26 protein-coding genes are annotated in these 26,242 nt (G+C 71.0%); 9 read left to right on the top strand and 17 right to left on the bottom strand.

The window, feature by feature from the left end; translation table 11 throughout:
* Positions 1-9: 9 nt before the first annotated feature.
* The 8 genes from tsaB to ACGFIV_RS17050 form a co-directional block, all read right to left on the bottom strand.
* A complete protein-coding gene (tsaB, locus tag ACGFIV_RS17085; RefSeq protein WP_358546853.1) occupies positions 10-672 on the bottom strand; it encodes a tRNA (adenosine(37)-N6)-threonylcarbamoyltransferase complex dimerization subunit type 1 TsaB in 663 nt (220 codons plus the stop codon).
* Between the two features lie 151 nt (positions 673-823).
* Positions 824-1,378 (bottom strand): class F sortase, encoded by a 555-nt coding sequence (locus ACGFIV_RS17080; RefSeq protein ID WP_358546855.1) that lies wholly within the window; start codon positions 1,376-1,378, stop codon positions 824-826.
* Positions 1,379-1,400: 22 nt separating this feature from the next.
* On the bottom strand, positions 1,401-1,931 hold the full coding sequence (locus tag ACGFIV_RS17075) for a hypothetical protein (RefSeq protein ID WP_358546857.1): 531 nt from the start codon (positions 1,929-1,931) through the stop codon (positions 1,401-1,403).
* Between the two features lie 296 nt (positions 1,932-2,227).
* Positions 2,228-2,683 carry a tRNA (adenosine(37)-N6)-threonylcarbamoyltransferase complex ATPase subunit type 1 TsaE gene (tsaE, locus tag ACGFIV_RS17070; RefSeq protein ID WP_358546859.1) on the bottom strand — a complete coding sequence of 152 codons (456 nt, stop codon included), beginning with the start codon at positions 2,681-2,683 and terminating at the stop codon, positions 2,228-2,230.
* Positions 2,680-3,813 (bottom strand): alpha/beta hydrolase, encoded by a 1,134-nt coding sequence (locus ACGFIV_RS17065; protein ID WP_358546862.1) that lies wholly within the window; start codon positions 3,811-3,813, stop codon positions 2,680-2,682. The genes tsaE and ACGFIV_RS17065 overlap by 4 nt, the downstream gene beginning before the upstream one ends.
* Before the next feature lie 13 nt (positions 3,814-3,826).
* Entirely contained in the window at positions 3,827-4,969 is a 1,143-nt protein-coding gene (gene alr, locus ACGFIV_RS17060; RefSeq protein WP_392835784.1) for an alanine racemase, read from the bottom strand.
* A 138-nt stretch (positions 4,970-5,107) separates the two neighbouring features.
* Entirely contained in the window at positions 5,108-6,631 is a 1,524-nt protein-coding gene (locus ACGFIV_RS17055) for an NAD(P)H-hydrate dehydratase (protein ID WP_358546867.1), read from the bottom strand.
* Positions 6,632-6,776: 145 nt separating this feature from the next.
* Positions 6,777-7,127 (bottom strand): holo-ACP synthase, encoded by a 351-nt coding sequence (locus ACGFIV_RS17050; protein ID WP_358546967.1) that lies wholly within the window; start codon positions 7,125-7,127, stop codon positions 6,777-6,779.
* A 141-nt stretch (positions 7,128-7,268) separates the two neighbouring features.
* On the opposite strand from ACGFIV_RS17050, the gene coaA reads away from it, so the two are divergent.
* The 5 genes from coaA (at position 7,269) to ACGFIV_RS17025 (ending at position 11,898) form a co-directional block, all read left to right on the top strand.
* On the top strand, positions 7,269-8,192 hold the full coding sequence (gene coaA / locus ACGFIV_RS17045) for a type I pantothenate kinase (protein WP_358546870.1): 924 nt from the start codon (positions 7,269-7,271) through the stop codon (positions 8,190-8,192).
* A gap of 201 nt (positions 8,193-8,393) precedes the next feature.
* On the top strand, positions 8,394-9,302 hold the full coding sequence (locus ACGFIV_RS17040) for an ABC transporter ATP-binding protein (RefSeq protein ID WP_358546872.1): 909 nt from the start codon (positions 8,394-8,396) through the stop codon (positions 9,300-9,302).
* Complete coding sequence (locus ACGFIV_RS17035) at positions 9,295-10,206, top strand: ABC transporter permease (RefSeq protein WP_358546874.1); 912 nt, start codon at positions 9,295-9,297, stop codon at positions 10,204-10,206. Before ACGFIV_RS17040 ends, ACGFIV_RS17035 begins: the two co-directional genes overlap by 8 nt.
* Positions 10,203-11,120, top strand: coding sequence for an ABC transporter ATP-binding protein (locus ACGFIV_RS17030; protein WP_358546876.1), 918 nt, complete (start codon positions 10,203-10,205; stop codon positions 11,118-11,120). Before ACGFIV_RS17035 ends, ACGFIV_RS17030 begins: the two co-directional genes overlap by 4 nt.
* Before the next feature lie 61 nt (positions 11,121-11,181).
* Positions 11,182-11,898: an ABC transporter permease subunit gene (locus ACGFIV_RS17025; protein ID WP_358546879.1), complete on the top strand. Its 717-nt coding sequence runs from the start codon at positions 11,182-11,184 to the stop codon at positions 11,896-11,898.
* 58 nt (positions 11,899-11,956) lie between these two features.
* On the opposite strand, the gene ACGFIV_RS17020 is transcribed toward ACGFIV_RS17025, so the two are convergent.
* Positions 11,957-12,328 carry a hypothetical protein gene (locus ACGFIV_RS17020; RefSeq protein WP_358546881.1) on the bottom strand — a complete coding sequence of 124 codons (372 nt, stop codon included), beginning with the start codon at positions 12,326-12,328 and terminating at the stop codon, positions 11,957-11,959.
* A gap of 199 nt (positions 12,329-12,527) precedes the next feature.
* Between ACGFIV_RS17020 and ACGFIV_RS17015 the strand changes: the two genes are divergently transcribed.
* A complete protein-coding gene (locus tag ACGFIV_RS17015) occupies positions 12,528-13,073 on the top strand; it encodes a hypothetical protein (protein ID WP_358546884.1) in 546 nt (181 codons plus the stop codon).
* A gap of 84 nt (positions 13,074-13,157) precedes the next feature.
* Here the strand turns inward: ACGFIV_RS17015 and glmM are convergent, their stop codons facing one another.
* From glmM to rplM, 3 genes are read right to left on the bottom strand one after another with little or no spacing between them, the layout of a single operon-like run.
* The gene (gene glmM, locus ACGFIV_RS17010) at positions 13,158-14,519 is read right to left on the bottom strand and encodes a phosphoglucosamine mutase (RefSeq protein ID WP_392835775.1); all 1,362 of its coding nucleotides are present in this window, start codon (positions 14,517-14,519) and stop codon (positions 13,158-13,160) included.
* Positions 14,516-15,043, bottom strand: a complete 528-nt coding sequence (rpsI, locus tag ACGFIV_RS17005) for a 30S ribosomal protein S9 (protein WP_358546889.1) — start codon at positions 15,041-15,043, stop codon at positions 14,516-14,518. The genes glmM and rpsI overlap by 4 nt, the downstream gene beginning before the upstream one ends.
* A gap of 53 nt (positions 15,044-15,096) precedes the next feature.
* Positions 15,097-15,540, bottom strand: coding sequence for a 50S ribosomal protein L13 (rplM, locus tag ACGFIV_RS17000; protein ID WP_358546891.1), 444 nt, complete (start codon positions 15,538-15,540; stop codon positions 15,097-15,099).
* Positions 15,541-15,924: 384 nt separating this feature from the next.
* Between rplM and ACGFIV_RS16995 the strand changes: the two genes are divergently transcribed.
* The 3 genes from ACGFIV_RS16995 (at position 15,925) to ACGFIV_RS16985 (ending at position 22,125) form a co-directional block, all read left to right on the top strand.
* On the top strand, positions 15,925-16,653 hold the full coding sequence (locus tag ACGFIV_RS16995; RefSeq protein ID WP_358546893.1) for a CAP domain-containing protein: 729 nt from the start codon (positions 15,925-15,927) through the stop codon (positions 16,651-16,653).
* Positions 16,654-16,817: 164 nt separating this feature from the next.
* The gene (locus ACGFIV_RS16990; RefSeq protein ID WP_392835769.1) at positions 16,818-18,188 is read left to right on the top strand and encodes a hypothetical protein; all 1,371 of its coding nucleotides are present in this window, start codon (positions 16,818-16,820) and stop codon (positions 18,186-18,188) included.
* A 3,127-nt stretch (positions 18,189-21,315) separates the two neighbouring features.
* Positions 21,316-22,125, top strand: coding sequence for a hypothetical protein (locus ACGFIV_RS16985; RefSeq protein WP_358546899.1), 810 nt, complete (start codon positions 21,316-21,318; stop codon positions 22,123-22,125).
* A 155-nt stretch (positions 22,126-22,280) separates the two neighbouring features.
* Here the strand turns inward: ACGFIV_RS16985 and truA are convergent, their stop codons facing one another.
* The 5 genes from truA to rpsK all read right to left on the bottom strand — a co-directional run bounded on the left by truA (position 22,281) and on the right by rpsK (position 26,217).
* On the bottom strand, positions 22,281-23,162 hold the full coding sequence (gene truA, locus ACGFIV_RS16980) for a tRNA pseudouridine(38-40) synthase TruA (protein WP_358546970.1): 882 nt from the start codon (positions 23,160-23,162) through the stop codon (positions 22,281-22,283).
* 202 nt (positions 23,163-23,364) lie between these two features.
* Positions 23,365-23,913 carry a 50S ribosomal protein L17 gene (gene rplQ / locus ACGFIV_RS16975; protein ID WP_358546902.1) on the bottom strand — a complete coding sequence of 183 codons (549 nt, stop codon included), beginning with the start codon at positions 23,911-23,913 and terminating at the stop codon, positions 23,365-23,367.
* Between the two features lie 108 nt (positions 23,914-24,021).
* Positions 24,022-25,038, bottom strand: a complete 1,017-nt coding sequence (locus tag ACGFIV_RS16970; protein WP_114032755.1) for a DNA-directed RNA polymerase subunit alpha — start codon at positions 25,036-25,038, stop codon at positions 24,022-24,024.
* A gap of 127 nt (positions 25,039-25,165) precedes the next feature.
* On the bottom strand, positions 25,166-25,792 hold the full coding sequence (gene rpsD, locus ACGFIV_RS16965; protein ID WP_358546905.1) for a 30S ribosomal protein S4: 627 nt from the start codon (positions 25,790-25,792) through the stop codon (positions 25,166-25,168).
* Between the two features lie 20 nt (positions 25,793-25,812).
* Positions 25,813-26,217 carry a 30S ribosomal protein S11 gene (gene rpsK / locus ACGFIV_RS16960; protein WP_012887860.1) on the bottom strand — a complete coding sequence of 135 codons (405 nt, stop codon included), beginning with the start codon at positions 26,215-26,217 and terminating at the stop codon, positions 25,813-25,815.
* Positions 26,218-26,242 lie beyond the last annotated feature (25 nt).

The raw sequence follows: 26,242 nt of genomic DNA, 5'->3' as shown, positions 1-26,242 counted from the left end.
TGGCGGCGGTCACGCGGTCACCTTCTTCGGCGGGCCTGGCACCCGGGCGTCCGGCCGGCGAAGGTAGATCGGGCTCGGCGAGGTGAGCACCGTGTCCTCGCCTCCCGAGACGAGCCGCTCGGCGGCGAGCGCGGCCAGAGCTCCGGCGAGCGGGTAGTCGGGAGCGCCCTCCACCAGCCGTCTCTCGCCCAGGATCTCGGCGTACATGCGGGCGCCCGCCCCCACCAGGGGCAGCTCGCCGGGCACGTCGGCGGGCCGGTCGACCGAGGGGCCGTCGAGGCGCGTGCGCATGTCGGCGTAGCTCGCCCAGAAGACCTCCTTGCGCCGCGCGTCGGTGGCGGCGACGAAGGGCCCGGTGAGACCGCTCGCGTAGGCGACCGCGTCCAGCGTGCACACCCCGTACGCCGGGGCGCCCGTCGTGGACGACAGCGCCTGGGCGGTCATCAACCCGACGCGCAGGCCGGTGTACGGCCCGGGGCCCGAACCGGCGACGATCGCGGTGACGTCGCCCAGTGCGACGCCCGCCTCGCGCAGGACCTCCTGTATGGAGGGAACGAGCAGCTCACCGTGGCGGCGAGCGTCGATCGTCGTCGACTCGGCGAGCAGGCGGTCACCGTCGTGGAGAGCCGCGGTGACGGCCGGGGTTGCGGTATCGAAGGCCAAGACCAGCACAAATGTCAAGCCTAGCCGTGTTTCCCGGCGCTCGCTCCGCTCCCTCGGCTTGGGGGCTCGCCCCGGCGGTGTCCTCGTCCCTCGCAAGCGCGCGTTCCCCGGTCGGGCCACCGTCGCGCCCTCGCGCTACCCGCGGGCGCTCATGTCCGGCTCACGCGGCCAGGCGAGAGGCGTAGACGATGATGTTGTCCAGGTACTCGTGGGTCTTCCTGTCGAAGACCCCGCCGCAGGTGACCAGGCGCAGGCCGTCCTCGACGTACACGCGCTCGGCGGGGAAGCGGTCCTTGGCGACCTGCTCGATCGAGTCGACCTTGTACTGCGCGACCTTGCCGTCGCTGCGGAGGATCTTGACGACGGCGCCCTTCTTGACCTCGCGCAGGCGGTAGAACACCGCGGGCGCGGTCTTGGTGTCCACGTGCCCGATGATCACCGAGGCGCCGGAGTCTCCGGGCACCACGCTCTGGTCGAACCATCCCGCCGTCGCGGGCTTCTCGAACGGGGGCAGCTCGACCTCCCCGTCGCCGCTGAGCCCGAGCTTCATCAGCGGGGCCTTCAGGTTCAGCGACGGGATGTCGAGCCGCTTGGGGACCGCGGTCGTGGCCTGCGGGGGCGAGGCGTCGCGCTCACGGCCGGTGAGCGCGAACATGATCGTGCCGGTGACGCACCCGGCCACCGCGATCTTGAGCCACTTGGGGGAATCAGCCATCGGGGGAACGCCTGCTCGAAGGTCAGCCGGCCTTCGACCTGCGCCTGGCCACCGCGATGCCGCCCCCGAGGGCCGCCAGGAGCGCCACGACCGTCACTCCGGTGGGAATTCCCGTGGGCTCGTCGGCGGGCCCACCGGCCGCCGTGCCGCCGCCGCCGGCCCTCGGTGCCCGGGTCGGCACGGCGCGGGTCCTGGTCGGGGTGGCTGTGGGCCTGGCGGTGAGCGTCAGCGTGGCCCTGCCGATGTCGTTCGTGCCCTCGCACTTGACCTCGACCTGGTAGCGGCCGGTCTTGGCGTCCTCGTCGACGAGGGCGAAGCCGTGGACCTCGGGCAGGGGCGCGGTGGTGGTCACCGGGGTCGAGGACGCGGCGGGAGTGGCCGGCGGAGGCTGGGTCAGGGTGACGACGCCCGTGAACGAGTCGGAGCGGGCCGTCGCCCGGTAGTCGGTGCCGCCCTGGGGCACGGGGCAGAAGGCCCGCACGCGGACCGACCTCGTAGCCCCGCCCTGGACCTTGTCAGGGATGAGCTGGACACGGATGTCCTGACGGCTCATCGAGGGTGCCGGTGTGGGCGCCGACGCGCCGGTCTGCGCCTCGGCCGTACACCCGACACCGCCTAAGAGAAGGAATGCTCCAGCAACCGCGCCTCGCCCGACCCTGTGCACCGTCGCACTCCACTTCACCGTACGATCCGACCCCGCCCGACACGACCACGCCAAGGTGTTACTCCACCTGCATACCCAGAAAAATCAGGCCAATCCATTACAACGATCTTCATTCCGATGATCCATAGCAATGGAGGCATGCGTCAAGGCTGGTTAGAGTACCGGTCTAGATCACGAAAAAGCGGTCAATCGGAAGAGCCGGGCAGATCACTCCATCGGCGGCCGACGCCGCGGAGCCGTACGAGGCGCTCCTCGCCCGTGTCGCCGCGCTCGATGGAGATCTCCAGCCGGTCGTCGGCCAGGCCCTCCACCAGCCCCTCGCCCCACTCGACCACGGTCACCGAGTCGTCCAGAGAGGCGTCGAGGTCGAGGTCGTCGACCTCAAGCGCCCCGCCGAGACGGTAGGCGTCCGCGTGGACAAGCGCGGGACCGCCGGTCAGCGACGGGTGGACCCGGGCGATCACGAACGTCGGCGAGGTGATGGGGCCGCGGACCTTCAGTCCCTCGGCGACGCCCTGCACGAGCGTGGTCTTGCCGGCGCCCAGCGGGCCTGACAGCACCACGAGGTCACCGGGAACGAGCAGCCGCGCGAGCTCCTCGCCCAGCGACCACATGTCCTCGGTCGTGGACACCCGCCTCATGAGGCCTCCCCCTCCGCGCTCACGTCCATGCTCCGGATGTCCTCCGGCGGGCCGCCTGCCTTCGGCAGGCTCTTCACGGGACCACCCGCGTCCCGAACCCTCTTGAGCAGCTCGGCGATCACCTCGTTCACGGCCTCGGGCTGCTCCAGCAGCACCAGGTGGGAGGTGCCCGGGATCTCCGTGAGACGGGCGGAGGGCAGGCCCGCATTGATCGACTTGCTGTGGTCGGGCGGCGTCAGCCAGTCCTTCTCGCCGACGATGATCTCGGTCGGCACCTTGTCGAGCACGTCGAGGGCGGCGAGCTTGTCGTGCGACATCAGCGCCGGGTAGAAGTCGGCGATCACGTCCGTCGGCGTGGAGCGGATCATCGACTCGGCGAAGTCCACCACCGTGGGGCTCACGTTGGACGGGTCGCCGAAGCCGAGATAGCGCAGCGCCAGGAAGGACACGTCGTTGCCCGCCTGCCTGCCCCGGTCGATCAGCGCCGCGCGGCGGCCGAGCACCGACACCGCCGGAGTCGCCGCCCAGTGGACGACCTTGGAGATCAGGGCCGGGAGGCCCAGCGTCAGCTCGGCCAGCTTGCCGGCGGAGGTCGAGATGAGGGCGACGCCGCGGACCTTGTCGCCGAACAGCTCGGGGTGGCTGTCGGCCAGCGCCATGACGGTCATGCCGCCCATGGAGTGACCGACCAGCACGCACGGCCCCGGCACCAGCGTCTTGAGCAACTCGGCGAGGTCGGCTCCCAGACGGTCGATGGTGCAGTCCTCGGCGGGCGTGCGGGTGGAGCGCCCGTGGCACCGCTGGTCCCAGAACACCAGGCGGTAGGTGCCGCGCAGTGCGCGCCGCTGGTAGTGCCAGGAGTCGAGGTTCAGGGTGTACCCATGGCAGAACACGATGGTCAGCGGGGCGTCCTCGGGCCCGTCGACCTCCGCGTACAGCTCGACGCCGTCGGAGGTCTTGACGGTGGCCCGGCGCCCCCGCAACTCACCGAAGGGCTCGCTCACCTCAAGGTCGGGCCGCAGGCGGATGCGCCCGACGGCATACCTCTTGGCCAGGGCCGCCGCCGCCAGGGTCGCCGAAGCGGTGCCGAAGACCGCCCCTGCGATCCCGACCCTGCGCCGTGTGGACATCTACGACCTCCTCCTATCGGTAAACGCGCGGCACGCGTGAACCAATCCTGGTCACGATCTCATGAGTGATCGTGCCGAGGGAATCCGCCCACTCCTGCGCGGTGGCCTCGCCGCCGGTCCCCGGGCCGAACAGGACGACCTCGTCGCCCTCGCTCACCTGGTCGTCACCGACATCGATCATGAACTGGTCCATGCACACCCGCCCGGCGACCGTGCGCCGCCGGCCCCCGACCATGACCTCCGCCAAGTTGGCCGCCCCCCGCAGCACGCCGTCGGCGTACCCGAGCGGGACCAGGGCCAGCGTGGTCTCGCGATCGGTCGTGTAGAGGTGCCCGTAGGACACGCCCGTGCCGGCGGGGACGCGCTTCACCATCGCGATGCGGGCGCTGAGCGTCATCGCCGGCCGCAGGCCGAAGTCGCCGAGCTCGGGGATCGGGCTGAGCCCGTACACCGCGATGCCGGGACGGACCATGTCGTAGTGGGCCTCGGGAAGCGTCACCGTGGCCGCCGAGTTCGCGATGTGACGCAGGACGCGCGGCCCGCTCACCCCCGCCTTCTCGGCGACCGCGAGGGCCTCCTCGAACGCGGTGAGCTGGAGGCCGATCGAGGGATGCCCGGGGATGTCCGCGCACGCGAAGTGGGACCACAGCCCCACGATCTCGATCGTCCCCTCGGCCTGGGCGGCGAGCGCCCGCTCGACCAGCGCGCGCCACTCCTGGGCGGTGGCGCCCCCGCGCGAGATGCCCGTGTCGATCTTGAGATGCACGCGGGCCGTACGCTCGGCGCGGCGGGCGGAGGCGGCGATGTCGTCGACCAGCCACGTGGTCCCGGCCGAAAGCTCGACGGACGCGGCGACGGCGTCGTCCAGAGGCTCGCCGGGGGTGATGATCCACGACAGGATGGGCGCGGTCACCCCGGCGGCGCGCAGGTCGAGCGCCTCCTGGATGTAGGCCGTGCCGAGCCGGGAGGCGCCGGCCTCAAGGACGGCGCGGGCGCAGGGCACCAGGCCGTGCCCGTAGGCGTCGGCCTTCACCGCGACCATCATCTCGGCATCGGGAGCGTGCCCGCGCAGGATCGCCACGTTGTGCCTGATCGCCGAGAGATCCACCCTGGCCTGAGCAGGCGTGACGAGGGAACCGTGAATGGGGAAACTCACCCTCTCAGTCTCGCAGTCGCGTGCCGGCGCCAGGACCGGTTCACGGTCAAGCCCGTGGTGACGGCCATGACCCGGATCACACCATCGCCCGCGGCCGGAGCGTACGCATCAGGCGCCCACCGTGAGCGCCGGATCGCATCAGGCGCCCGCCGTGAGCGCGCGGATCGCGCCAGGCAGCTCCAGAGCCACGTCCAGGGCCGCGATGGGCGCCTCGCCGCCCTCGGGACCTCCCGCCGCCACCCGGGCCGCCAGACCGTGCACGTAGGCCGCGCACGAGCCGGCGTCGTAACAGCCGAGACCCGCGGCGAGGAGGGCTCCGGCGATGCCGGCGAGCACGTCGCCCGTACCGCCCGTGGCCAGCCAGGGGGTGCCCGTGAGGTTCACGCGGACCGGCCTGCCCTGCTCAGCGACCAGGGTAGTCGACCCCTTGAGCAGTACGGTCACACCCAGCTCGGCGGCGGCGCGGCGCGCGTAGTGGAACCGGCGCGCCTCGATGTCCTCCGGCGGCACCTCCAGCAGGCGGCCCAGCTCGCCGGTGTGAGGCGTGATGAGCGTGGGCGCCGAGCGCCGCAGCAGCGAGCGGTCACGCGCCGCGAGGGTCAGCCCGTCGGCGTCGACCAGCGCGGGCACGTCGTTCGCGAGCACCGATCTGGCGAGCGCGAGCGCGTCGTCGTCGGTGCCCATGCCCGGCCCGACGACCCACGCCTGGACCCGGCCGACCTCGCTCACCCCCGACTCGGGTGTGACGATCTTGGTCACCGCCTCCGGCCACCTGGCGCGCACCTGCCGGACCGCCTCCTCGGCGCTCGCGAAGCGCACCAGCCCCGCGCCCGCCCGTACGGCGCCGCCCACCGCGAGCACCGCGGCGCCGGTGAAACGGTCGCTGCCGGCGACGATGCCGACCACGCCCCTGCGGTACTTGTTCGACTCGGGATCGGGGCGCGGCAGCCGGTCGGCGACGCCGGGATCGGTGAGCGCGACCACGCCGGGGTCTGGCAGGTACGGGCCGAGCCCGATGTCCACCGTCTGGAGGCCGCCCACGTGGCTCGCCCCCGGGTCGATCAGCAGGCCCGCCTTGACGGCCCCGAAGGTGACCGTGAGGTGCGCGCGTACCGCCTCGCCCTCGACCTCGCCGGTGCTCGCGTCCACCCCGCTCGGCACGTCCACCGCGACCACGACGCCGGGAGCCTCCGCGCACATCCGGGCCAGTGTCGCGTACGGCTCACGCAGCGGCCCGGTGCCTCCGATGCCCACCAGGCCGTCCAGGACGAGATCGGCCCCGTCGAACATGTCCACGAGCGCCGGATCGGTGCGCAGGCCCTTCGCGGAGCCCTCAGGATGCGTCTCGCGCAGGTCCAGGGTCCTGCCGCCCGCGCGACGCAGCTCGGCGAGGCCTTCCTCGTGGGTCTTCTGCCCCGCGAGGACCGCGTGCACCCGCGCGCCCCTGCGGGCGAGCTGAGCCCCCGCGTACAGCGCGTCACCACCGTTGTCGCCGCTCCCGACCAGCAGCACGACGTGGGAGCCGTACACGCGGGGGAGGGCCTTCACGCAGGTCACGGCCAGCCCCGTGGCGGCGCGCCGCATGAGCGTGCCCTCGGGGACTCGCGCCATCAGCGCCCGTTCGGCCGTCCTGATCTCGTCGGACGTGTACGCGGTCAGCATCCAACCGAATCTAGCTCTCCCCGATCACCGGCGAGAAGGCCACCCGCCGTAAGCCTTCCCGCCTTCCGCGATGTGCTCGTCGGCGTTCCGCGATGTGCTAATCGGCGTTCCGCGATGAGCTCGTCAGCCTTCCGCGATGTTGTCGTCAGCCTTCCGCGATCACGTAGGCGACGGCGAATCCGCCGTCGTGGCTGAGTGACAGGTGCCATCGCCTCACGCCCAGCTCCGCCGCGACCTCGGCGGCCCGGCCGCTCACCTGGAGCCCGGGACGGCCGCCCGCGGCCGTGGTCACCTCGGCCTCCCGGTGACCGAGGCCGGGCGGAGCGCCGAGCGCCTTGGCCACCGCCTCCTTGGCGGCGAACCGCGCGGCCAGCGAGGCGACCGGAAGCCCTCTCTCGGCATCGGTGAACAGCCGATCGAGCAGCGCGGGCGTACGCTCCAGGGCCGCCTCAAGACGGGCGATGTCGACGAGGTCCACCCCGATGCCCACGATCACGGACAAGCCCTCCTCGGCGAGCCGGCGCGGGGCCCGGCGGGCGCGTGAGCTGCGGGCGGCGGCCTGTGGGTCACGGGCCCATCTTGCCCCACACCGGCCCCCCGGCGGCCGTACGCGGACCGATCAGTAGAGTTTGCGCCCATGGAGGCACCGAACCCGTATGTCGAGCTCAGCCGCGAGCAGTGGCGAGCCCTGCGAAGGAACACGCCTCTCACCCTCACGGCCGAGGAGCTGGAGGAGCTGCGCGGCGTCGAGGACCCCATCGACCTAGCCGAGGTCACCGACATCTACCTGCCGCTGACGCGCCTGCTCAACCTGCACTTCATGGGCGCGCGGCAGCGCAGCGCGGCGCTGAACACCTTCCTCGGCGACGACCAGGAGCCCCCGCCGTACATCCTCGGCATCGCGGGCAGCGTCGCGGTCGGCAAGTCGACCACGGCCCGGCTGCTGCACACCCTGCTCGCGCGCTGGCCGGAGCACCCCCGGGTCGACCTGATCACCACAGACTCCTTCCTGTACCCGAACAAGATGCTGGAGGAGCGCGGCATCACCGACCGCAAGGGGTTCCCCGAGAGCTACGACCGCCGGGCGCTGGTCCGCTTCGTCGCCGACGTGAAGGCCGGCGTCCCTGAGGTCAGCGCGCCGGTCTACAGCCACCTGGAGTACGACATCGTCCCGGGGGCCGTGCAGACCGTGCGGCGACCCGACATCCTGATCGTCGAGGGCCTGAACGTGCTGCAGCCCGCCCCTCCGGCGGCCCTGGCGGTCAACGACTACTTCGACTTCTCCATCTACGTCGACGCCAAGGTGGAGGACATCCGGGCCTGGTACGTCGAACGGTTCCACAAGCTGCGGCGCACGGCCTTCGCCGACCCGAAGTCGTACTTCACCTACATCGCCGAGCTGTCGGACGAGGAGGCGACGCGGTTCGCGAGGAACGTCTGGCGGGACGTCAACGAGCGCAACCTGATCGAGAACATCGCGCCCACGCGCGGCCGGGCGGGCCTCGTCCTGCACAAGGGCTCCACCCACGCCGTCCGACGCATCCGCCTCCGCCGCACCTGACCCTGAGTCCCTTGGTACGGCCCTCCCGCACTCGACCCTGAGCCCAGGTACGGCCTGCCGTACCTGACCCTGAGAGCCGGGGTACGGCCTCCCGCGCCCGACCCTGAGACCGGGGGTACGGCCTCCCCACCCGGCGGATGAGGGGGAATTCGTCCGTGTGAGGGAGGAACTCGGGCCGGACCCTTGGATAGTGTCCAGGCCATGACCATCCTCGCCACCGAGGGACTCACCAAACGCTTTCCCCGCGTGACGGCGCTCGACCGCCTCACCATCAGCGCGGGGTCGGGCGTCACCGGCCTGGTCGGCGCCAACGGCGCGGGGAAGTCCACCCTCATCAAGCTCCTGCTGGGCCTGCTCCCCCCGACCGAGGGAACCGCCACGGTTCTCGGCCTGAGCCCTGCCACGCAGTCCCTCGACATCCGGCGTGCCGTCGGCTACATGCCCGAGCACGACTGCCTCCCACCCGACGTTTCCGCGACCGAGTTCACGGTCCACATGGCCCAGATGTCCGGCCTGCCGCGCACCGCCGCGCGCGAACGCGCCGCCGACACCCTGCGCCACGTGGGCCTGTACGAGGAGCGCTACCGCCCCATCGGGGGGTACTCCACCGGCATGCGGCAGCGGGTCAAGCTGGCCCAGGCGCTGGTCCACGACCCGCAGTTGGTCTTCCTGGACGAGCCGACCAACGGCCTCGACCCGCAGGGCCGTGACGACATGCTCGCCCTGATCCGGCGCATCGGCACCGAGTTCGGCATCAGCGTGGTCGTCACCTCCCACCTGCTCGGCGAGCTTGAACGGGTGTGCGACAACGTCATCGTCATCGACGGGGGCCGCCTGCTCCGCTCCTCCTCCATCGAGGAGTTCACGCAGGCCACCCAGTCGATCACCGTCGAGGTCGAGGAGGGCCAGGAGGCACTCGCCGAGCGGCTCACGGCGGCGGGGCAGCGGGTCACGGCGCACGGCCGGCTACTGACGATCGACGTCAGCTCCCCCGGCACGTACGACGTCGTCCGCGACGCCGTGTGCGACCTCGATCTGAGCCTGGTCCGCCTCGAACAGGGCCGCCACCGCATCGAGGACGTCTTCCGCCAGGAGGTGTCGCATGTCTGAGCCCGTCTCCGTTCCCGCGCCGGGCGCTCCGCCGACGCCCACGGGCGTCATCCACGACATCGGGTACCGCCACTACGAGGGCCCGAGGCTCGGCCGGGGCCACGCGCTGGCCGCGCTCACCCTGCACAGCCTGCGGGGGATCTTCGGGCTCGGCCGCACCGCACGGGGCAAGATCATGCCGTTCCTGCTGGCCGGGGTCATGATGCTTCCCGCGGTCGTTTCGATCGCGGTGATGGCCCTGATCAAGCGGCAGGGGGTGTCCTATCCGTCGTACGCGGTGACGATGCAGGCGGTCCTCGCGGTCTTCCTGGCCGCCCAGTCTCCCTACCTCGTGGCCCCCGACCTGCGGTTCCGGGTGCTGCCGCTCTACCTGTCGCGGCCGACCACGACCGCCGACTACGTCGTGGCCAAGCTCGCGGCCATGGCCCTCGCGATGTTCCTGCTCATCGCCGTACCCCTGACCGTCCTGTTCGTCGGCGAGCTGCTCGTCGACCTGCCCGGTCCGCCGAACACCGGCGACTACCTCGCGGCCATGGCGACCTCCGTGATCTACGCGGTGCTCCTGGCCTCCGTCGGGGTCGTGCTCGCCTCGTTCACGCCACGGCGCGGGCTCGGCGTGGCCGCGGTCATCGCGCTCTACCTGCTGTCCTCGGCGATCTCCGCGGTGCTGGTCGGCGTGCTGATGTCGGTGAGCCGGGACGGCGCCGCCGCGTGGGCGTGGCTGATCAATCCGTTCTTCCTGGTGGACGCCGTCCAGGTCTGGCTCTTCGGCACCAACCCGAACAACGACGGCGGCTATCCCGCGGGGGCCGGCGGCCCGGTCGCCGCCGTCGCCGTGCTGGCCGTGATCGCCCTGTGCGTGACCGCCCTCGTCCTCCGCTACCGCAAGGCGGCCTCATCGTGAACATCGAACTCCGGCAGGTCTCCCGCTGGTACGGCAACGTGGTCGCCGTCAACGACGTCACGATGACGGTCGGCCCCGGCGTGACCGGCCTGCTCGGCCCGAACGGCGCCGGCAAGTCGACCCTGCTGCACATGATGGCCGGGTTCCTCGCCCCCTCCACGGGCACCGCCACGCTCGACGGCGAGCCGATCTGGCGCAACCACCAGATCTACCGCTCAATCGGGCTGGTCCCCGAGCGCGAGGCGGTCTACGGGTTCCTCACCGGCTGGCAGTTCGTGCTGTCCAGCGCCCGGCTGCACCGCCTCGCCTCCCCCGAGGACGCCGCCTCCAAGGCCCTGGCGATGGTCGAGATGGAGGCCGCCAAGGACCGGCGGATCGAGACCTACTCCAAGGGCATGCGCCAGCGGGTCAAGGTCGCCGCCGCGCTGGTCCACGACCCGCGTGTGCTGCTCCTGGACGAGCCGTTCAACGGAATGGACCCGCGCCAGCGGCTCCACCTGATGGACCTGGTCAAGGAGCTCGGAGCCGCCGGGCGCACGATCCTGTTCAGCTCCCACATCCTGGAGGAGGTCGAGCGGGTGGCCCAGCAGATCGAGGTCCTCGTGGCGGGCCGCCACGCCGCCTCCGGCGACTTCCGGGAGATCCGCCGCCGCATGACCGACCGGCCCCACCTGTTCCACGTGCGCTCCAGCGACGACCGGCGCCTGGCAGCCGCCCTGATCGCCGACGCCTCCTCGGGGGCGGTGTCCCTCGGGACGGCCGGGCTGGAGGTCCAGGCCGTGGACTTCCGCAGGTTCACCTGGCTGCTCCCCCGGGTCGCCCGCGACGCCGGGGTCACCGTATGGCAGGTCTCCCCCGCCGACGAGGACCTCGAAAGCGTCTTCTCCTACCTGATCTCCGGGAGCACCCGATGACCGGCTCGCGCCGCAAGGAACCCCCGCTGACCCACGTCGACCTCGTCACCCGGAGCATCCGATGAACTCCGTCGTCGCCGGCATCACCTACCGCGCCGTGCTCGGCCGCCGCAGGGTGCTGTTGCTGATCCTGCTCCCGCTCGTGCTGATCGGCCTCGCGGTGCTGCTGCGTGCCATCGGCAGCACGGACGAGAAGGCCACGGTCACGCTCCTGCAGATCTACGCGATCGGCACGATGCTGCCGCTGCTCGGGCTGATCGCGGGCACCGGCACCATCGCCCCCGAGATCGACGACGGCACGATCATCCACCTGCTGGCCAAGCCGATCTCCCGCCCGGTCATCGCTTTCACGAAGTTCGTGGTGTCCGCCTCGCTGCTCGCCGTGTTCGCCGCCGTGCCGACGTTCATCGCGGCGTACATCCTCATCCGCGGCGAGGCCGGCATCGCGTCCGGGTTCGCGCTCGGCGCCCTGATCGGCGGCATCGCCTATTCGGCGGTGTTCCTGCTCCTCGGCGTGATCTCACGGCACGCCGTGACGATCGGCATCATCTACGCGGTGGTCTGGGAGAGCCTGGTCGGCGGCCTCGTGCCGGGAGCGCGCAACTTCTCCATCCAGCAGTGGGCGCAGACCTTCGCGGCCCAGGTCAGCGACTCGTCCTTCTTCAAGGCGTCGGTGGGCATGGGCTTCGCCGTCCCCGCCGTGCTGATCGTCACCATCGGCTCGGTCGCCTGGGCGGGCCAGCGCCTCCGCTCCCTTTCGCTGACGGGCGACGAGTAGCCCGTCGTCTCTTCGATCTGGTGATATCGCCGAGGTGGTGCGCCTGCTGGGTGCTCCGTCAGCGGCGGAACATCAGGCGGACGCAGACGCCGATGGCTATGCAGCCGACCGCGAAGATCAGCAGGATGGTGGACACGACGAACCCCACCGCCCACATGCTGTCGGGCTCGGGCCTCGGGACGACTCCCTGCCACACGGCCAGCAGCGGTTGCGGCGCGGCGAACGGCACGAGGATCGCCACGGCGCTCCTGACCGAGGCGAACACCCCGAGGACCACCCCGCCGAGCAGGACCGCCGCGCACAGCCAGGGATACATCAGCGAGCGGAAGAAGTCCCCGTCCGTACCGGTGGCGGAGAGCATCCACGTCGAGATCGCGCCCGCTACGAACGCGATGACGGCGATCAGCTGATGCCTGTGCCTTTGGACCACGAGCAGCCACCCTAAATCACATCGCTCGCCCGGCGATCGGCCCTCGGGCCCGCCCGGTACGCATTCGTGCCTTGCGGGGCAGGGGCCGGCGATGAGATCCGGTAATGAGCTTGAGTCTCCACCTACTGGAGGATGGAGGGTTGGCGCTGGGCGCGCCCCCCGAACCACCCCCCGACCATCCGCTGAGGAGACGACAAGCATGACCGTACCGACCACGCCGTCCGCGCGAGAGCGCCGGCAGATCATCGACGACTTCGTCGGCCGCGCCTTCGCCGGGACCGACCCCGGGGCGCCCGGCGCGCGGATCGCCCAGGAGATGCGCCGGCTACCCGCGGAAGCGCCTGACGAGCTCGGCGCCGAGCAGGCCGAGGCCTGGACCGAGCTCGCCGGGCTCGTCTCCGACGAGGCCTTCCTGAAGCGCGTACGCCAGATGACGCTGGCGGGCGCCGAGGAGGCCGAGCGGCCGTCGTACGACCCCCAGCCGGTGATCGAGCACGCCGGGGGCGCGGTGGCCGCGGGCGTCGCCCCTGGCTCGCCGGAGGGCAGGCGCATTCTGGACCGCATCGTTGACGCGGGCACGCCCGCCGAGGAACGCGCCCGGCTGGCCGGGCAGGTGGAGACGTTCACCGACCGGCGGGTGGAGCGCTACTGGGAGCTCATGGGCGTTCTCAACGGCCGCGCGCCGTATCCGTCCAGCGTCCCGGCGTTCGAGTGGTTCGCGGCGGCCCTGCGCGCCCACGGATGAGCCCACCGCCCGGCGCGGGACCGCTGGAACGCGGCAGGGCGGGGTCCTCGATGAGGACCCCGCCCTGCCGGTCAAGAAGGAGAATCAGGCGCAGGCCGTGCGCACCACGCCGGCCAGCTCGTTCGCGATGAGCTCGGCCTCGTCCTGGGACTCGGCCTCGACCATCACGCGCACCATCGGCTCGGTGCCGCTGGGACGGATGACGACCCGCCCGGAGTCGCCGAGCGACTTCTCGGCGGCGGCCACGGCGGCGGCCAGCTCCTTGGACGTCGCCACCTTCGCCTTGGAGACGTCCTTGACGTTCACCAGAACCTGGGGAAGCCGGGTCATGACCGACGCCAGCTCCTCAAGGGAACGGCCCGAGCGCGCCACCTCGGCGAGCAGGTGCAGCGAGGTCAGGAGGCCGTCACCGGTGGTGGCGTGGTCGAGCATCACGACGTGGCCCGACTGCTCACCGCCCAGGTTGAAGCCCCCGGCCTTCATGGCCTCAAGCACGTAACGGTCACCGACGGCCGTCTCGATCATGTTCAGCCCGGCCTTCTTCAAGGCGATCTTGAAGCCCAGGTTCGACATGATCGTGGCGACGACGGTGTCCTTCACGAGGGAGCCGTTCGCGTGCATGGCGAACGCGAGGACGGCCATGATCTGGTCGCCGTCGACGACCTCGCCCGAGGCCGTCACGGCGAGGCAGCGGTCGGCGTCGCCGTCGTAGGCGATGCCCGCGTCGGCGCCGCGCTCCACGACCGCGTCGCGCAGCCCGTCGAGGTGGGTCGAACCCACGCCCTCGTTGATGTTGAGGCCGTCCGGCGAGGCGCCGATCGTCTCGACGACGGCCCCGGCACGCAGCAGCGCCTCGGGCGCGACCATATGAGCGGCGCCGTTGGCGCAGTCGACGACCAGCCGCAGCCCGTCGAGGCGCCCCGGGACGGTCGTCAGCACGTGGGACACGTAACGGTCGGCCTCGCCGAACGCGTCACGCACCCGGCCGACGGCCGACCCCACCGGGCGGTTCCACTTCTCGCCGAGCCGCTGCTCGATGTCGTTCTCGACCGCGTCGGGCAGCTTGAAGCCACCGCGGGCGAAGAACTTGATCCCGTTGTCCGGGGCGGGGTTGTGGGACGCGGAGAGCATGACCCCGAGGTCCGCTCCGAGGGCGGAGGTCAGATAGGCGACGGCCGGGGTGGGCAGCACGCCAAGGCGTAGCACATCCACCCCAGACGACGCGAGGCCGGCGACGACCGCGGCCTCGAGAAACTCTCCCGAGGCACGCGGGTCCCGGCCCACGACGGCGACCGGGCGGCCACGCCGCCCGACGCTCGACTCGAACGCACCGGCATCACCGAGGACATGAGCCGCCGCGACCGACAGGTCCATGGCCAGCTCGGCCGTGAGGTCGCGACCCGCGACCCCACGAACCCCGTCGGTGCCGAAGAGGCGACCTGTCAACGCTTGCTGTACTGCGGAGCCTTACGGGCCTTCTTGAGACCGGCCTTCTTGCGCTCCTTCATCCGGGCGTCACGGGTGAGGAAGCCGGCCTTCTTCAGCGGCGCGCGGTTGACCTCGGTGTCCAGCGCGGTGAGCGCACGGGCGAGGCCCATGCGAACGGCGCCGGCCTGACCGGTCACTCCGCCGCCGTCGATGCGGACGAAGACGTCGAACTGGTCCTCGGCGCCGAGCGTCACGAAGGGCTCGTTGACGATCTGCTGGTGGACCTTGTTCGGGAAGTAGTTGTCCAGCGAGCGGCCCTCGATGGTCCACTTGCCGGTGCCCGGCGTGATGCGCACGCGGGCGATGGCTTCCTTGCGACGGCCGGTGCCGTACGAGTTGCCCGTGGTGATGGGCTTACGCGCGGGGACGTCGCTGTTGGGAGCGGACTCGCTGGTGTACTCGGACGGGAACTCCTCAGCGGAGTGGTCCGCAATGTCCAGCTCGCCCTCGATGGGCGTCTCGACACCGGTGGGCTCGGCCACGGTTCTCCTCTAACTTTCGATCTTGGCGTCAGCCGTCGGCCAACGGTGTGCGACTACTGGGCGATCTGGGTGATCTCGTACGTCACCGGCTGCTGCGCCAGGTGCGGGTGCTCCGCGCCGGCGTAGACCTTGAGCTTCTTGGCCATCTTCCGGCCGAGGGAGTTCTTGGGAAGCATGCCCTTGACGGCCTTCTCGATGGCACGGTCGGGGCGCTTCTCGAGCAGCTCCTTGTAGGACACGGAACGCAGACCGCCCGGGTAGCCGGAGTGGCGGTACGCCTTCTTCTGCTCCAGCTTGTTGCCGGTCAGGGCCACCTTGTCGGCGTTGATGACGATGACGAAGTCACCGGTGTCGACGTGCGGCGCGAAGATCGGCTTGTGCTTACCGCGGAGCAGCGTCGCGACCTGGGTGGCCAGCCGACCCAGCACGACGTCGGTGGCGTCGATGACGTACCACTGACGCTGTACGTCGGTGGACTTAGGGGTGAACGTGCGCACGGTGGTAAGCCTTCTGTCTGGTTGACATCTGTCGGTAGGTCATGGGCGGGCGCACGACAAGGCCCAGACCTTCCGTCTCCACGAGCAGGGAGATGACGCCGGACGCGCCGCGCATCGGTCACGATGGACCAATCGCACACAACGAATCAGCAGACTACCGGTTGTGACAGGCGTGGGTCAAAACGAAGCACCGACGCGGGGACGTCACACCGGATCCGCACCACGAGTGTACTCGGCGAACGGACCAATGCCCCAACGAAAACCGGTCCCCCACGTCTCTTCTTTAACATGAGCCGACCTCTCTATATTGGCAGCGGTATGTGTCAGCCCCCTCGACCCAGGCACTCCCAGCGGATCCCTCGTCGGCGGACCCACGTGGGTCTCTTGGCATGTCTGACGGCGGCCCTGCTCGGGGGGGTGGTGGTCTCGCGGCTCGACACCTCCCAGACCTCCGACGAGATCTACCTGGAGACCGGCACGCCGGCCCCCTCGTCCGACCGGCTCCTCGCCGCTCCCAAGCGCTCGGCCGACCCCGGCAGGCATCCGCCGCTCGGCCACGTGTCGCGCCCGAGCGGGCGTCCGACGAGCGAGGCGCGCCCGAGCGCGACCCCCACGGTCGCCAAGCAGCGCAGCTCCATCGACGGGTCCGGTTCCGAGGTCCCCGCCGGCACGAGCGTGGGCAGGGCGAGCGACGGCCAGGGCGGCGACGCCGCCGAGGGTGACGCCCCTCCCACGGGCGAGCTGGAGGCGACGGCGGTCGACCTCACCAACAGGGAGCGGATGCGCAACGGGTGCGCCCCGCTGCGGGTCGACCCGCGCCTCGCCCGCTCCGCACGCGCCCACAGCCTCGACATGGCCACGCGCAACTATTTCAGCCACACCTCTCCCGGCGGCCTCAGCCCCTGGGACCGCATGGCCCGCGCGGGATATTCCAACAGCGCCGCCGAGAACATCGCCCGCGGCTACGAGTCGGCCGACGAGGCCGTACGCGGCTGGATGGCCAACAGCGGCCACCGCCGCAACATCCTGAACTGCAAGATCACGACCGTCGGCATCGGGGTCGCCTACGGTTTCGGTGACACGTGGTGGACCCAGGACTTCGGCTATTCCTGACCTGTTATGTCGCGGTGCCGGGCTAGTCTCGGCGCATGGGTTACCCCGGGGATCGACAACCACGCCGCCAGCCTTACCGCCCGTACGAAACACCTCAGTCCGCCGGTGACCTCCGGCCCGAGGCGCAGACGCACGAGCAGGCTCCCGAGTCGGCGTGGCCTCCCGTGGAAGAGCGTGACCCCGGCCAGCGGCCATGGTCACGCGCCGGCGACCGGCGCCCGCCGGCCCACGACCCGCTCTTCGGCCCCCGCCCCGACACGGCCGATGCCGGTCACGACCCGCTCTTCGACCCCCGCCCCGGCACACCCGATCCGGCCTACGGCGTGAGCGGCCAGGGTCACGGTGCGGGAGCCCCCCCGTCCGGCGCGGGCCGTACGTTCGGCCAGGACCCCGCCGCCCATGGCGGCGACCGTCCGTTCGAGGCTCGGCAAGCACCGAGGAGCGCGTTCGAGCCCTCTTCGCCCCCCAGCCGCCCGTTCGAGGCGACCTCACCGCAGGGCCGTCCGTTCGAGGCGACCTCACCGCCCAGCCGCGCGTTCGAGGCATCCTCGCCGCAGGGCCGTCCGTTCGAAGCGACCTCACCGCAGGGCCGTCCGTTCGAGGCGGCGCAGTCGCCGGACCGGGCGTTCGAGGCGTCGCGGGGCAATCCATTCGATGCGGGGCAGCAGCCACAGGGCGGTCCGTTCGACGGGGCGCGGAGCCGGTCCTTCGAGGAGCGGGGAGACGACCGGCCGTCGGAGGCCGAGGCGCCGCCGTCCCGGCCCCCCATGGAGAGGCGCAGGCGCGAACCGGAGGAGCCCACCGGCAGGCGCTCCCGCACCCCCTTGTTCGTCGCGGGCGGTCTCGTGGCACTGATCGTCGCGACGGGCGCGGGCATCGTGATCCTGAGCGGCGGCGAGGAGCCCGTGAGCACGGCCGCCCCCACCAATACGAACCCGCCCGCCGAGGTGCCCCTGGTGGGCAGCCCCGCCGACAAGTACGGCTACACGGCCTCGCGGAAGACCGACCCCCAGCCGCTCACCCTCAAGGAGCTGTTCGGCCACAAGAAGGTCACCGCGCGCGGTCGCTCGTACCTGATGACGGTGCGGCGGGCCGACAAGAAGTGCAAGGACGCCGTGCACGGCACGGGCATGCAGAAGGCGCTGACGGCCGGGCAGTGTACGCAGTTCCTCCGCGCCAGCTTCCGTGACGCCGCCGGCAAGCTCATCGGCACGGTCGGCGTGGGCAATCTCAAGACCGCCGCCTCGGCGAAGAAGGCGGCCAAGGCGGGCACGGGCGGCGAGCTGGAGGACTACGTCACCCCGCTTCCGGGGAAGGACTCGGCGACCAAGCTCCTCGGCAGCGGCGACGACTCCTACGCCACCGCGTGGGCACAGGGCCACTATTTGATCCTGCTCTGGTTCCAGTACAAGGACGGCCACAAGCCGTCCAAGGCGGAGCTGAAGGCCCTCAACCGAGCGGCCGTCGACATCACCGAGGCCAGCGTCTTCTCCGCACTCGACACCCGGGCCCTCACCGGCGGCCGGAGCAACTGACCCCTAAAGCCGCCCATATGCACCTTTAAGCGGGCAAAAGGGTGTCGAGCTAGACCGGGAAACGCCCATAGCGGTATGCCGATCTCCGACTGTGGATACGCTTCCGCATATGCGTGGCCAGGATTCCGGATCCGAGCACGAACGCGAGACCGAGAGCTCGGGGGCTCCGCCGATGCCACCCCCCAGCTTCGGGCAGGCGCACAAACCCGTGCCGCGGACCGAGCAGAGCGTGAGGGACCCCGACTCCACCCAGGAGACGCCGTGGTTCCAAGACGCGTCCACTGACCAGTCACGGCGGTCGGCGCCCTGGGGCGCGGACGCCCAGCCGTGGGACTCCGCGGAGCGTTTCCCCGCCGAGTACGACTGGTTCGGCCGTTCCGACCTGCCCGAGCAGCCGGACGGCCAGCACAGATCACCCTCAGAGCCCCCGCGTCCCGGCCTGTCACCACGGTCGTCGACCACCCCCGGCGACGGCTCCCCCCAAGACACCATCCCAGTCGACCGCTCCCCCCAACACACCATCCCGGCCACCACCCCAGTCGACCGCTCCCCCGAACACACCATCCCGGCCACCACTCATGGCGACCGGTCCCCCGAACACACCATCCCGGCCACCACCCCAAGCGACCGCTCTCCCCAACACACCATCCCGGCCGGTACCCTCGGCATCGGCGCGCGCACGAACCCCATCCACCGGCCCGGCCCCGGCGCCCACACGGCCCCCACCGCCGGCGAGCGCGCGAGCTCCCCCCTCGACCCCGGCCCTTCCGCGAACCAGCCCGGCACCCCCGCTCCCGTGGAGGCACAACGCACCGGGCCGGTCATGGACCCGTGGCCCGGGCAGAGCGCCCCCACCGTCTCCGGTCCCCAGTCCTGGCAGTCACCGCCGGCACCCACCCCTCCGGTCGCCCCCCCGTACAGCCCTTCGGCCGACCCCGCGTACGCCCCGTCAACCGACCCTGCGTTCAGACCTGCCGCCGACCCCGCGTACGCCCCGTCAGCCGACCCTGCGTTCGGACCTGCGGCCGAACCGACGTACGCCCCGTCGACCCACCCCTCGTTCGGGCATGCAGCCGACCCCGCGTACGGGCCGTCGGCTGACCCCGCGTTCGGGCCTGCCGGCGAGATGCGTATCTGGGCCGCCCCGGTCGCCCTTCCCTCGGAAGCGCCTCCCGTCGATCCGTTCACCGCCTCCGGCTCGGACCGCTTTGCCGAACCCGGCCACGACCCGTCCACCCCTCCGAGCGCCGATCCGCTCAGCCCTCCGAGCTCGTGGCTTCCCCCGCCCGTAAGCCCTCCCGCGGTCCTAAAGGACGCGCCCCCGTCCCCCCAAAACGCCCCATGGATCCCGGAGCCCCCTCAGGACGCGCCCCTGGCTTCCCAGGGCGCCGTATCCCAGGGCGCCGTATCCGAGGCCACGCCCGCCGAACCCAGACGCACCGCCAACTTCGTGGCACGTGACATTCCAGTCTGGCCGCCCTTTCCAGCTCCGGGGGAACAGGGCCAGACCGCGCCGCAGTCGACCGGCGGACCGCTCCCGGGTGAGGCGACCACCCCTGGCAACCGAATGCCGACCGGGCAACCCGATCTCCCTGTTCAGACCGCCCACACACCCGTACAGACCACAGGCCTCCCCGGACAAACCCCCGGCCCTTCCGGACAGGACACGAACCTCCCCGGACAAACGTCGGCTCTCCCCGCACAGGGCACGGGCCTGTCCGGACAAGCATCGGGTCTCCCCGCACAGGTCGCGGGCCTGTCCGGACAGAGCACAGGTCTCCCCGGGCAGAGCACGGGGCTTTCCGGACAGGGCACAGGGCTCCCCGGGCAGGGCACAGCGGTTTCAGGGCAGGGCACGGGACAGCCCGATCAGCAGGTGAGTGATCTCGGGATGGACCAGCAGGCGAGTGGCCTTGGGATGGAGGCGACCGAGTCTTCTCCCAGTACACCGCCTCCCTCGCCCTCCACGCCTCCGCCGCCCGGGCCCGAGCCCAGGCCGGCTCCACCGATCCCCGCGCCCTCGCCTCCTCCGGTGCCCGGGCCGTCCATACCGGCGCCACGCCCCCCCGCGCCCGCCACCGCCCCGGAGACCCCGCCGTCATCCCCTGGCTCGGACACCCTGCCGTCATCCCCTGATTCAGAGGTCCCGTCGGCGTTCCCCGGTTCAGAGATCCCATCGGCGCCCCCAGGCTCGCAGGCCCGGCCGACGCCCCCTGGCTCGGAGACCTCGTCGGCCCCCCCTGGCTCGACGTCCACCGGCCCGGCGGCCACGACGCCCACTGGCTCGGCGACCACTGGCCCGGCGATCACTGGCTCGACGTCCACGGCGTCCACTGGCTCTGCTACCCCGGCGGTCTCCGCTGGTTCCGATCCATCTGGGCCGACGATCGGCCGCAGGAGCCTGCCTTCGATTTTCCGGTCTCAGGCGGGCCCCCGGCCGAAGGCCGGTTCTCCTCACGCTTCGGCCTCACCGCCGGGCACTCCTCTGCCGCCCGCTCCGGTGACCCTGCCCCCGCTTCCGACCTCTTCCGCCCAAGGCGGTTCCACCTCAGGGGCAGGTTCCTCCGCGACGAACCCGTCGGGGACGAACGTGCCTGGAACCAGCCCGTCTGAGGCGAGTCCGCCGGGGAGTTCGACGGCGGGGAGTTCGACGCCCACCCGGTCCCCGAAGCCCGGACCGGCTCCGGGGACGCCCCTTCCACCCGCGCCTCTCACCAGTGACGCGCTCTCACCCGCACCGGCGCCGGGCACGCACAAGCCACCAGCGTCAGGTACCGGACTGAAGGCCATCTCCGGTACGGGCGTTCAAAGCGGCCCTGGAACCGGTGCTCAGAGCGGCCCCAATGTCCAGTCACCGTCCGGTGCCGGCGCTCGAAGAGGCTCGGGCAGCGGTCTTCAGGCCCTCCCGCCCGCACCGGCTCCCGGGACCCCGCTTCCACCGGCGCCCCGGAGCCTTTCGCCCCTGGGCCCTCCCCCGCTCTCCGGCCTTTCGGGGCCCGGTTCGTCCTCCCTTTCCGGGCCGAATTCCTCGTCCCTTTCCAGGCCGGGCTCCTCCTCGACGGCGCTCGCCAAGCCCGGCGCTTCCAGGCCGAGCGCCTTCAACGCGGAACGTCCGCCGTCGGGGCCCGTGGTCGAGCGCCCGCCGTTCGTCCCCCCGGGGGCCGTTCCTCCCGAGCCGCCCCCCATTCCCAGCACCGCGGAGCCCGCGGGCAGCCCTTGGAAGAAGATCGTGGTGGCCGCCGGGGTGGCGGTGGCCGTGGCCGTCATCGGCACGGCCGCCTTCTTCGGCTACCGGAACTACAACACTGACCCGGCTCCGGTGAGCCTGCCCACACCTCTCCCGTCCGTGGACGCCGAGGTGCCCGAGCCTGCCGACTCGTTCACGGCCGACCCCGCGCCCGTCGCGACGACCGTGCTCAACTCCGAACAGACCGACCCGAAGAAGCTCACGCTCAAGGAGGCGTTCGCGCGCCGGCGCGTGAGCGTGGGAGGTCGTACGTACACGCGCACCAGGGTCAACATCACGGCCCAGTGCGACAAGGTCGCCGTGGGGACGTTCGCCACGGCCCTGAAGCGCCAGAAGTGCAGCCGCGTGCTGAGGGCGACCTACGTCGACAGCAAGCGGCGCTACGCGGTCACGACGGGCATCGCCGTGTTCCCGACCAGGGAAGCGGCCGTCGCGGCGGACAAGAAGAAGAACCTGGCCAAGACCGTGTGGTTCCGCGGCCTCGCGGGCGACACGGGAAGCGGCGCGGACAAGGCCGACATCTCCGGTGGTTACGCGGCCGGGCTCGTCTGGGGCCGGTACATCGTCTTCAGCTTCGCCACCTACAGCGACGGTCACACGCCGAACGGGCAGGAGAAGGACCTCGGGCCGGTGAGCGGCGCCTTCCGCGACTACACCGCCCACGTGATCGAGAAGCGCGTCACCGGCTGACGACGCGGTACGTACCCCTCGCCGGTCATGAGAGACGCGAGCCGTCCACCGGCCGGCGAGGGGACGCGTCAGCCAGGCAGCTCAAGGACCGAACGCCGCAGGTCACCCGGGCACGGCCGGGCAATTCGCCGTACCGAATGCCGGGCGCGCTGCGGTCAGTGGCCGAGCGTCCGTACGCGGCGGGTCAGTTGGGCTCGGTGGGTCAGTTCGCCAGGTTCCGGGTAGCGGACCTCTTCCAGGCACAGGCCGTGTGCCGGGGCGACGTTCACCCCGGAGGCCCGTACGGCGTTCTTGAGCACCTCCCCGGGCCACTCGACCGGCTGGTGCCCCTCCCCCACAGGAATCAGGGACCCCACGAGGGCACGCACCATGGAGTGGCAGAACGCGTCCGCGACCACGGTCCCCACGAGCAGATCGGCCTCGCCCCGCGCCCATTCGAGCCGCTGGAGCTCCCTGATGGTCGTCGCGCCGTCCCGTCTCTTGCAGAAGGCGGCGAAGTCATGCTCCCCCAGCAGGCGCGCGGCGGCCGCGTTCATGCGGTCGAGATCGAGCGGACGGGCGTGCCACAGGACTTCTCTCCTGCGCAGAGGGTCGCAGCCGCCGGGGGCGTCACAGACGCGGTAGGCGTAGCGCCGGGAGAGTGCGGAGAAACGGGCGTCGAAGCCCTCAGGGGCCTCTGTGACCGAGTGGACCCGCACATCCGAGGGAAGTACGCCCGCGAGGCGCCGCATGAGCGCAGAGAGGCGCTCAGCCGTGCTCATGGGGTCTCCAGCGCCCGCCCTGCGGCCCTCGACGGCCTTCAGGGCCTCCATGGGCAGGTCGACATGGGCCACCTGGCCGCGCGCGTGCACCCCCGCGTCCGTACGCCCGGCGACCGTCAGCGAGGGAGGGGGGTCGAGGCGCAGAACGCGGCCGAGCGCCGCCTCCAGCTCCCCCTGTACGGTCCGCCGTCCCGGCTGGCGCGCCCAACCTGAGAAGTCCGTGCCGTCGTAGGCCAGATCGAGCCGGAGCCTGCTTGTCGCGGTCTCCGGTCCCATCGTCTCCACCACGCTGGTCCGGCCTCCTCTCGTATCGTTCACAGGGGCCCGGGCTCGCCGCCGGTCCCGCCCGTTCCCATCGTCATCCCCGGCGACGCCTCGGTCAGCCAACGCGAAGGGCCCAGCACACCGGTCGGTGCGCTGGGCCCGTTCACGATCATTCACCGGCCGGGGAGAACCCCCGGCGCTACCGCGGCGAGGATCAGGCCTCGTCCTTCTTGGACTCGGTCTTCTCGTCGGCGGGGGCCTCGTCGGCCGGGGTCTCGACCTTGTCGGCCGGAGCCTCGTCGGTCTCCGTCGCGGTGACGTCGTTCTCCGGGAGCTCGACGACCTCCTCGGCGGGGGCGGCCGACGCGGCGGCGGGCGTCGTGCGGGCCACGCTGACCGCGTTCAGCGGCTCGGCCACCAGCTCGATCAGCGCCATGGGGGCGTTGTCGCCCTTACGCGGGCCGAGCTTGGTGATGCGGGTGTAGCCACCGGGACGCTCGGCGAAGGTCGGAGCGATCTCGGTGAACAGGTGGTGGACGACGCCCTTGTCCTTGACCACGGCCAGGACCTGGCGGCGGTTGTGGATGTCGCCCTTCTTGGCCTTGGTGATCAGGCGCTCGGCCACGGGCCGGAGGCGCTTGGCCTTGGTCTCGGTGGTGCGGATGCGGCCGTGCTGGAACAGCTGGGTGGCGAGGTTCGCCAGGATCAGCCGCTCGTGGGCCGGGCTACCACCAAGACGTGCGCCCTTGGCTGGCTTGGGCATGGTCGTTCTCCTTTGGGATAACCCGCTCCGGCCGTATCAGGTACCGGAGTCGGGCCGGGAGCCTCGGGCGAGGCTCCCGTTGTCAGAAACGCGTGAAGCAGGAGCCGATCAGTACTGCTCGGTCTCCACGTAACGGGCGTCGTCGTCGTCGTAGTCGCCGCCGGCGACGGCCGTCGGGTCGAACCCGGGCGGGGAGTCCTTGAGCGCGAGCGTCATCTCGTGCAGCTTCTGCTTGACCTCTTCGATCGACTTGGCGCCGAAATTCCTTATATCGAGAAGGTCCTGCTCGCTGCGCGCGACCAGCTCGCCCACGGTGTGGATGCCCTCGCGCTTGAGGCAGTTGTAGGAGCGGACCGTGAGGTTCAGCTCCTCGATCGGCAGCGCCAGGTCGGCCGCGAGAGCCGCGTCCGTCGGCGACGGGCCGATGTCGATGCCCTCGGCCTCGACGTTGAGCTCGCGGGCCAGGCCGAACAGCTCGACCAGGGTCTTGCCGGCGGAGGCCACCGCGTCGCGGGGCTTCATCGACGGCTTGGTCTCGACGTCCAGGATCAGACGGTCGAAGTCGGTGCGCTGCTCGACTCGGGTGGCCTCGACCTTGTAGGTCACCTTGAGAACCGGCGAGTAGATCGAGTCGACGGGAACGCGACCGATCTCCTGGCCGGGCTGCTTGTTCTGGGCGGCGGAGACGTAGCCGCGACCGCGCTCGACGGTCAGCTCCATCTCCAGCTTCGCCTTGCCGTTCAGCGTGGCGATGTGCAGGTCGGGGTTGTGCACCTCGACACCCGCGGGCGGCGCGATGTCGGCCGCGGTGACCTCACCCGGGCCCTGCTTGCGCAGGTACATCACGACCGGCTCGTCGTGCTCGGACGAGACGACCAGGGCCTTGAGGTTGAGGATGATGTCGGTGACGTCTTCCTTGACCCCGGGCACGGTCGAGAACTCGTGCAGCACGCCCTCGATGCGGATGCTCGTGACCGCCGCCCCCGGGATGGAGGACAGCAGCGTGCGGCGCAGCGAGTTGCCGATGGTGTAACCGAAGCCCGGCTCCAGCGGCTCGATGACGAACCGGGACCTGGTCTCCTCGATCGACTCCTCGAGGAGGGACGGGCGCTGTGCGATCAGCATTTGGGTTCTCCCCTGGTTCCGCGGGGCCCGCTATTTGACCACCGCGACGATGTACTTCGTGCTCTGCCTGAAGCTGTACGACTTCCGAGGACGCCGTACAGCCCCTTGACAGACTATGCGCGAACTTCTACTTGGAGTAGAGCTCGACGATCAGCTGCTCCTGGACCTGGGTGTCGATCTGCTGACGGACCGGGAGCTGGTGCACGAGGACACGCAGCTTGTCCGGAACGACGCCGAGCCAGGCCGGGACGGTGCGGTCGCCCGTGGTGGCGCGAGCCACCTCGTACGGCATCAGGTTCCGGGACTTCTCACGGACCTCGACGATGTCGTGCTCGCGGACGCGGTAGGACGGGATGTCGACCTTCTTGCCGTTGACCAGGATGTGGCCGTGGCGAACCTGCTGGCGGGCGGCGTCACGCGAGACGGCGAGGCCGGCGCGGAAGACGACGTTGTCCAGACGGCTCTCCAGGATCTGGAGAAGGTTCTCACCGGTCTTACCGGACTTGCGGTTGGCTTCCTCGTAGTAGTTGCGGAACTGCTTTTCGAGGATGCCGTAGATGCGACGGGTCTTCTGCTTCTCGCGAAGCTGGAGCTGGTACTCAGACTCCTTGGGACGGCCGCGGCCGTGCTCACCCGGAGGGTAAGGACGGATCTCGATCGGGCACTTGGGGGACTCACACTTGGCGCCCTTGAGGAAGAGCTTGGTCTTCTCACGGCGGCAGAGCTTGCAGTCCGCTCCGGTGTAACGAGCCATTTCTCTATATCTCCTGGGCCTCAGACGCGGCGGCGCTTGGGCGGACGGCAACCGTTGTGGGGAACCGGGGTGACATCCTGGATGGAACCCACCTCCAGGCCGGTGGCCTGGAGGGACCGGATGGCGGTCTCGCGACCGGAACCGGGGCCCTTCACGAAGACGTCGACCTTGCGCATGCCGTGCTCCATGGCCCGGCGCGCGGCGTTCTCGGCGGCCATCTGCGCTGCGAACGGCGTGGACTTGCGGGAGCCCTTGAACCCGACGTGGCCGGCGCTGGCCCAGGAGATCACGTTCCCGCTCGGGTCGGTGATCGAAACAATCGTGTTGTTGAACGTGCTCTTGATGTGGGCGTGCCCGTGAGCGACGTTCTTCTTTTCCTTGCGGCGCACCTTCTTCGGTGCACCCTGGCGGCTCTTCGGAGGCATGTAGCGCTATCTCCTGAGGTGGTCG

The organism is Sphaerisporangium sp. NPDC049003 (genome assembly GCF_043197795.1).
Taxonomy (GTDB): Bacteria; Actinomycetota; Actinomycetes; order Streptosporangiales; family Streptosporangiaceae; genus Sphaerisporangium.
The sequence above is the reverse complement of the archived record's forward strand: the minus strand, read 5'-3'. Positions and strand labels throughout refer to the sequence as shown.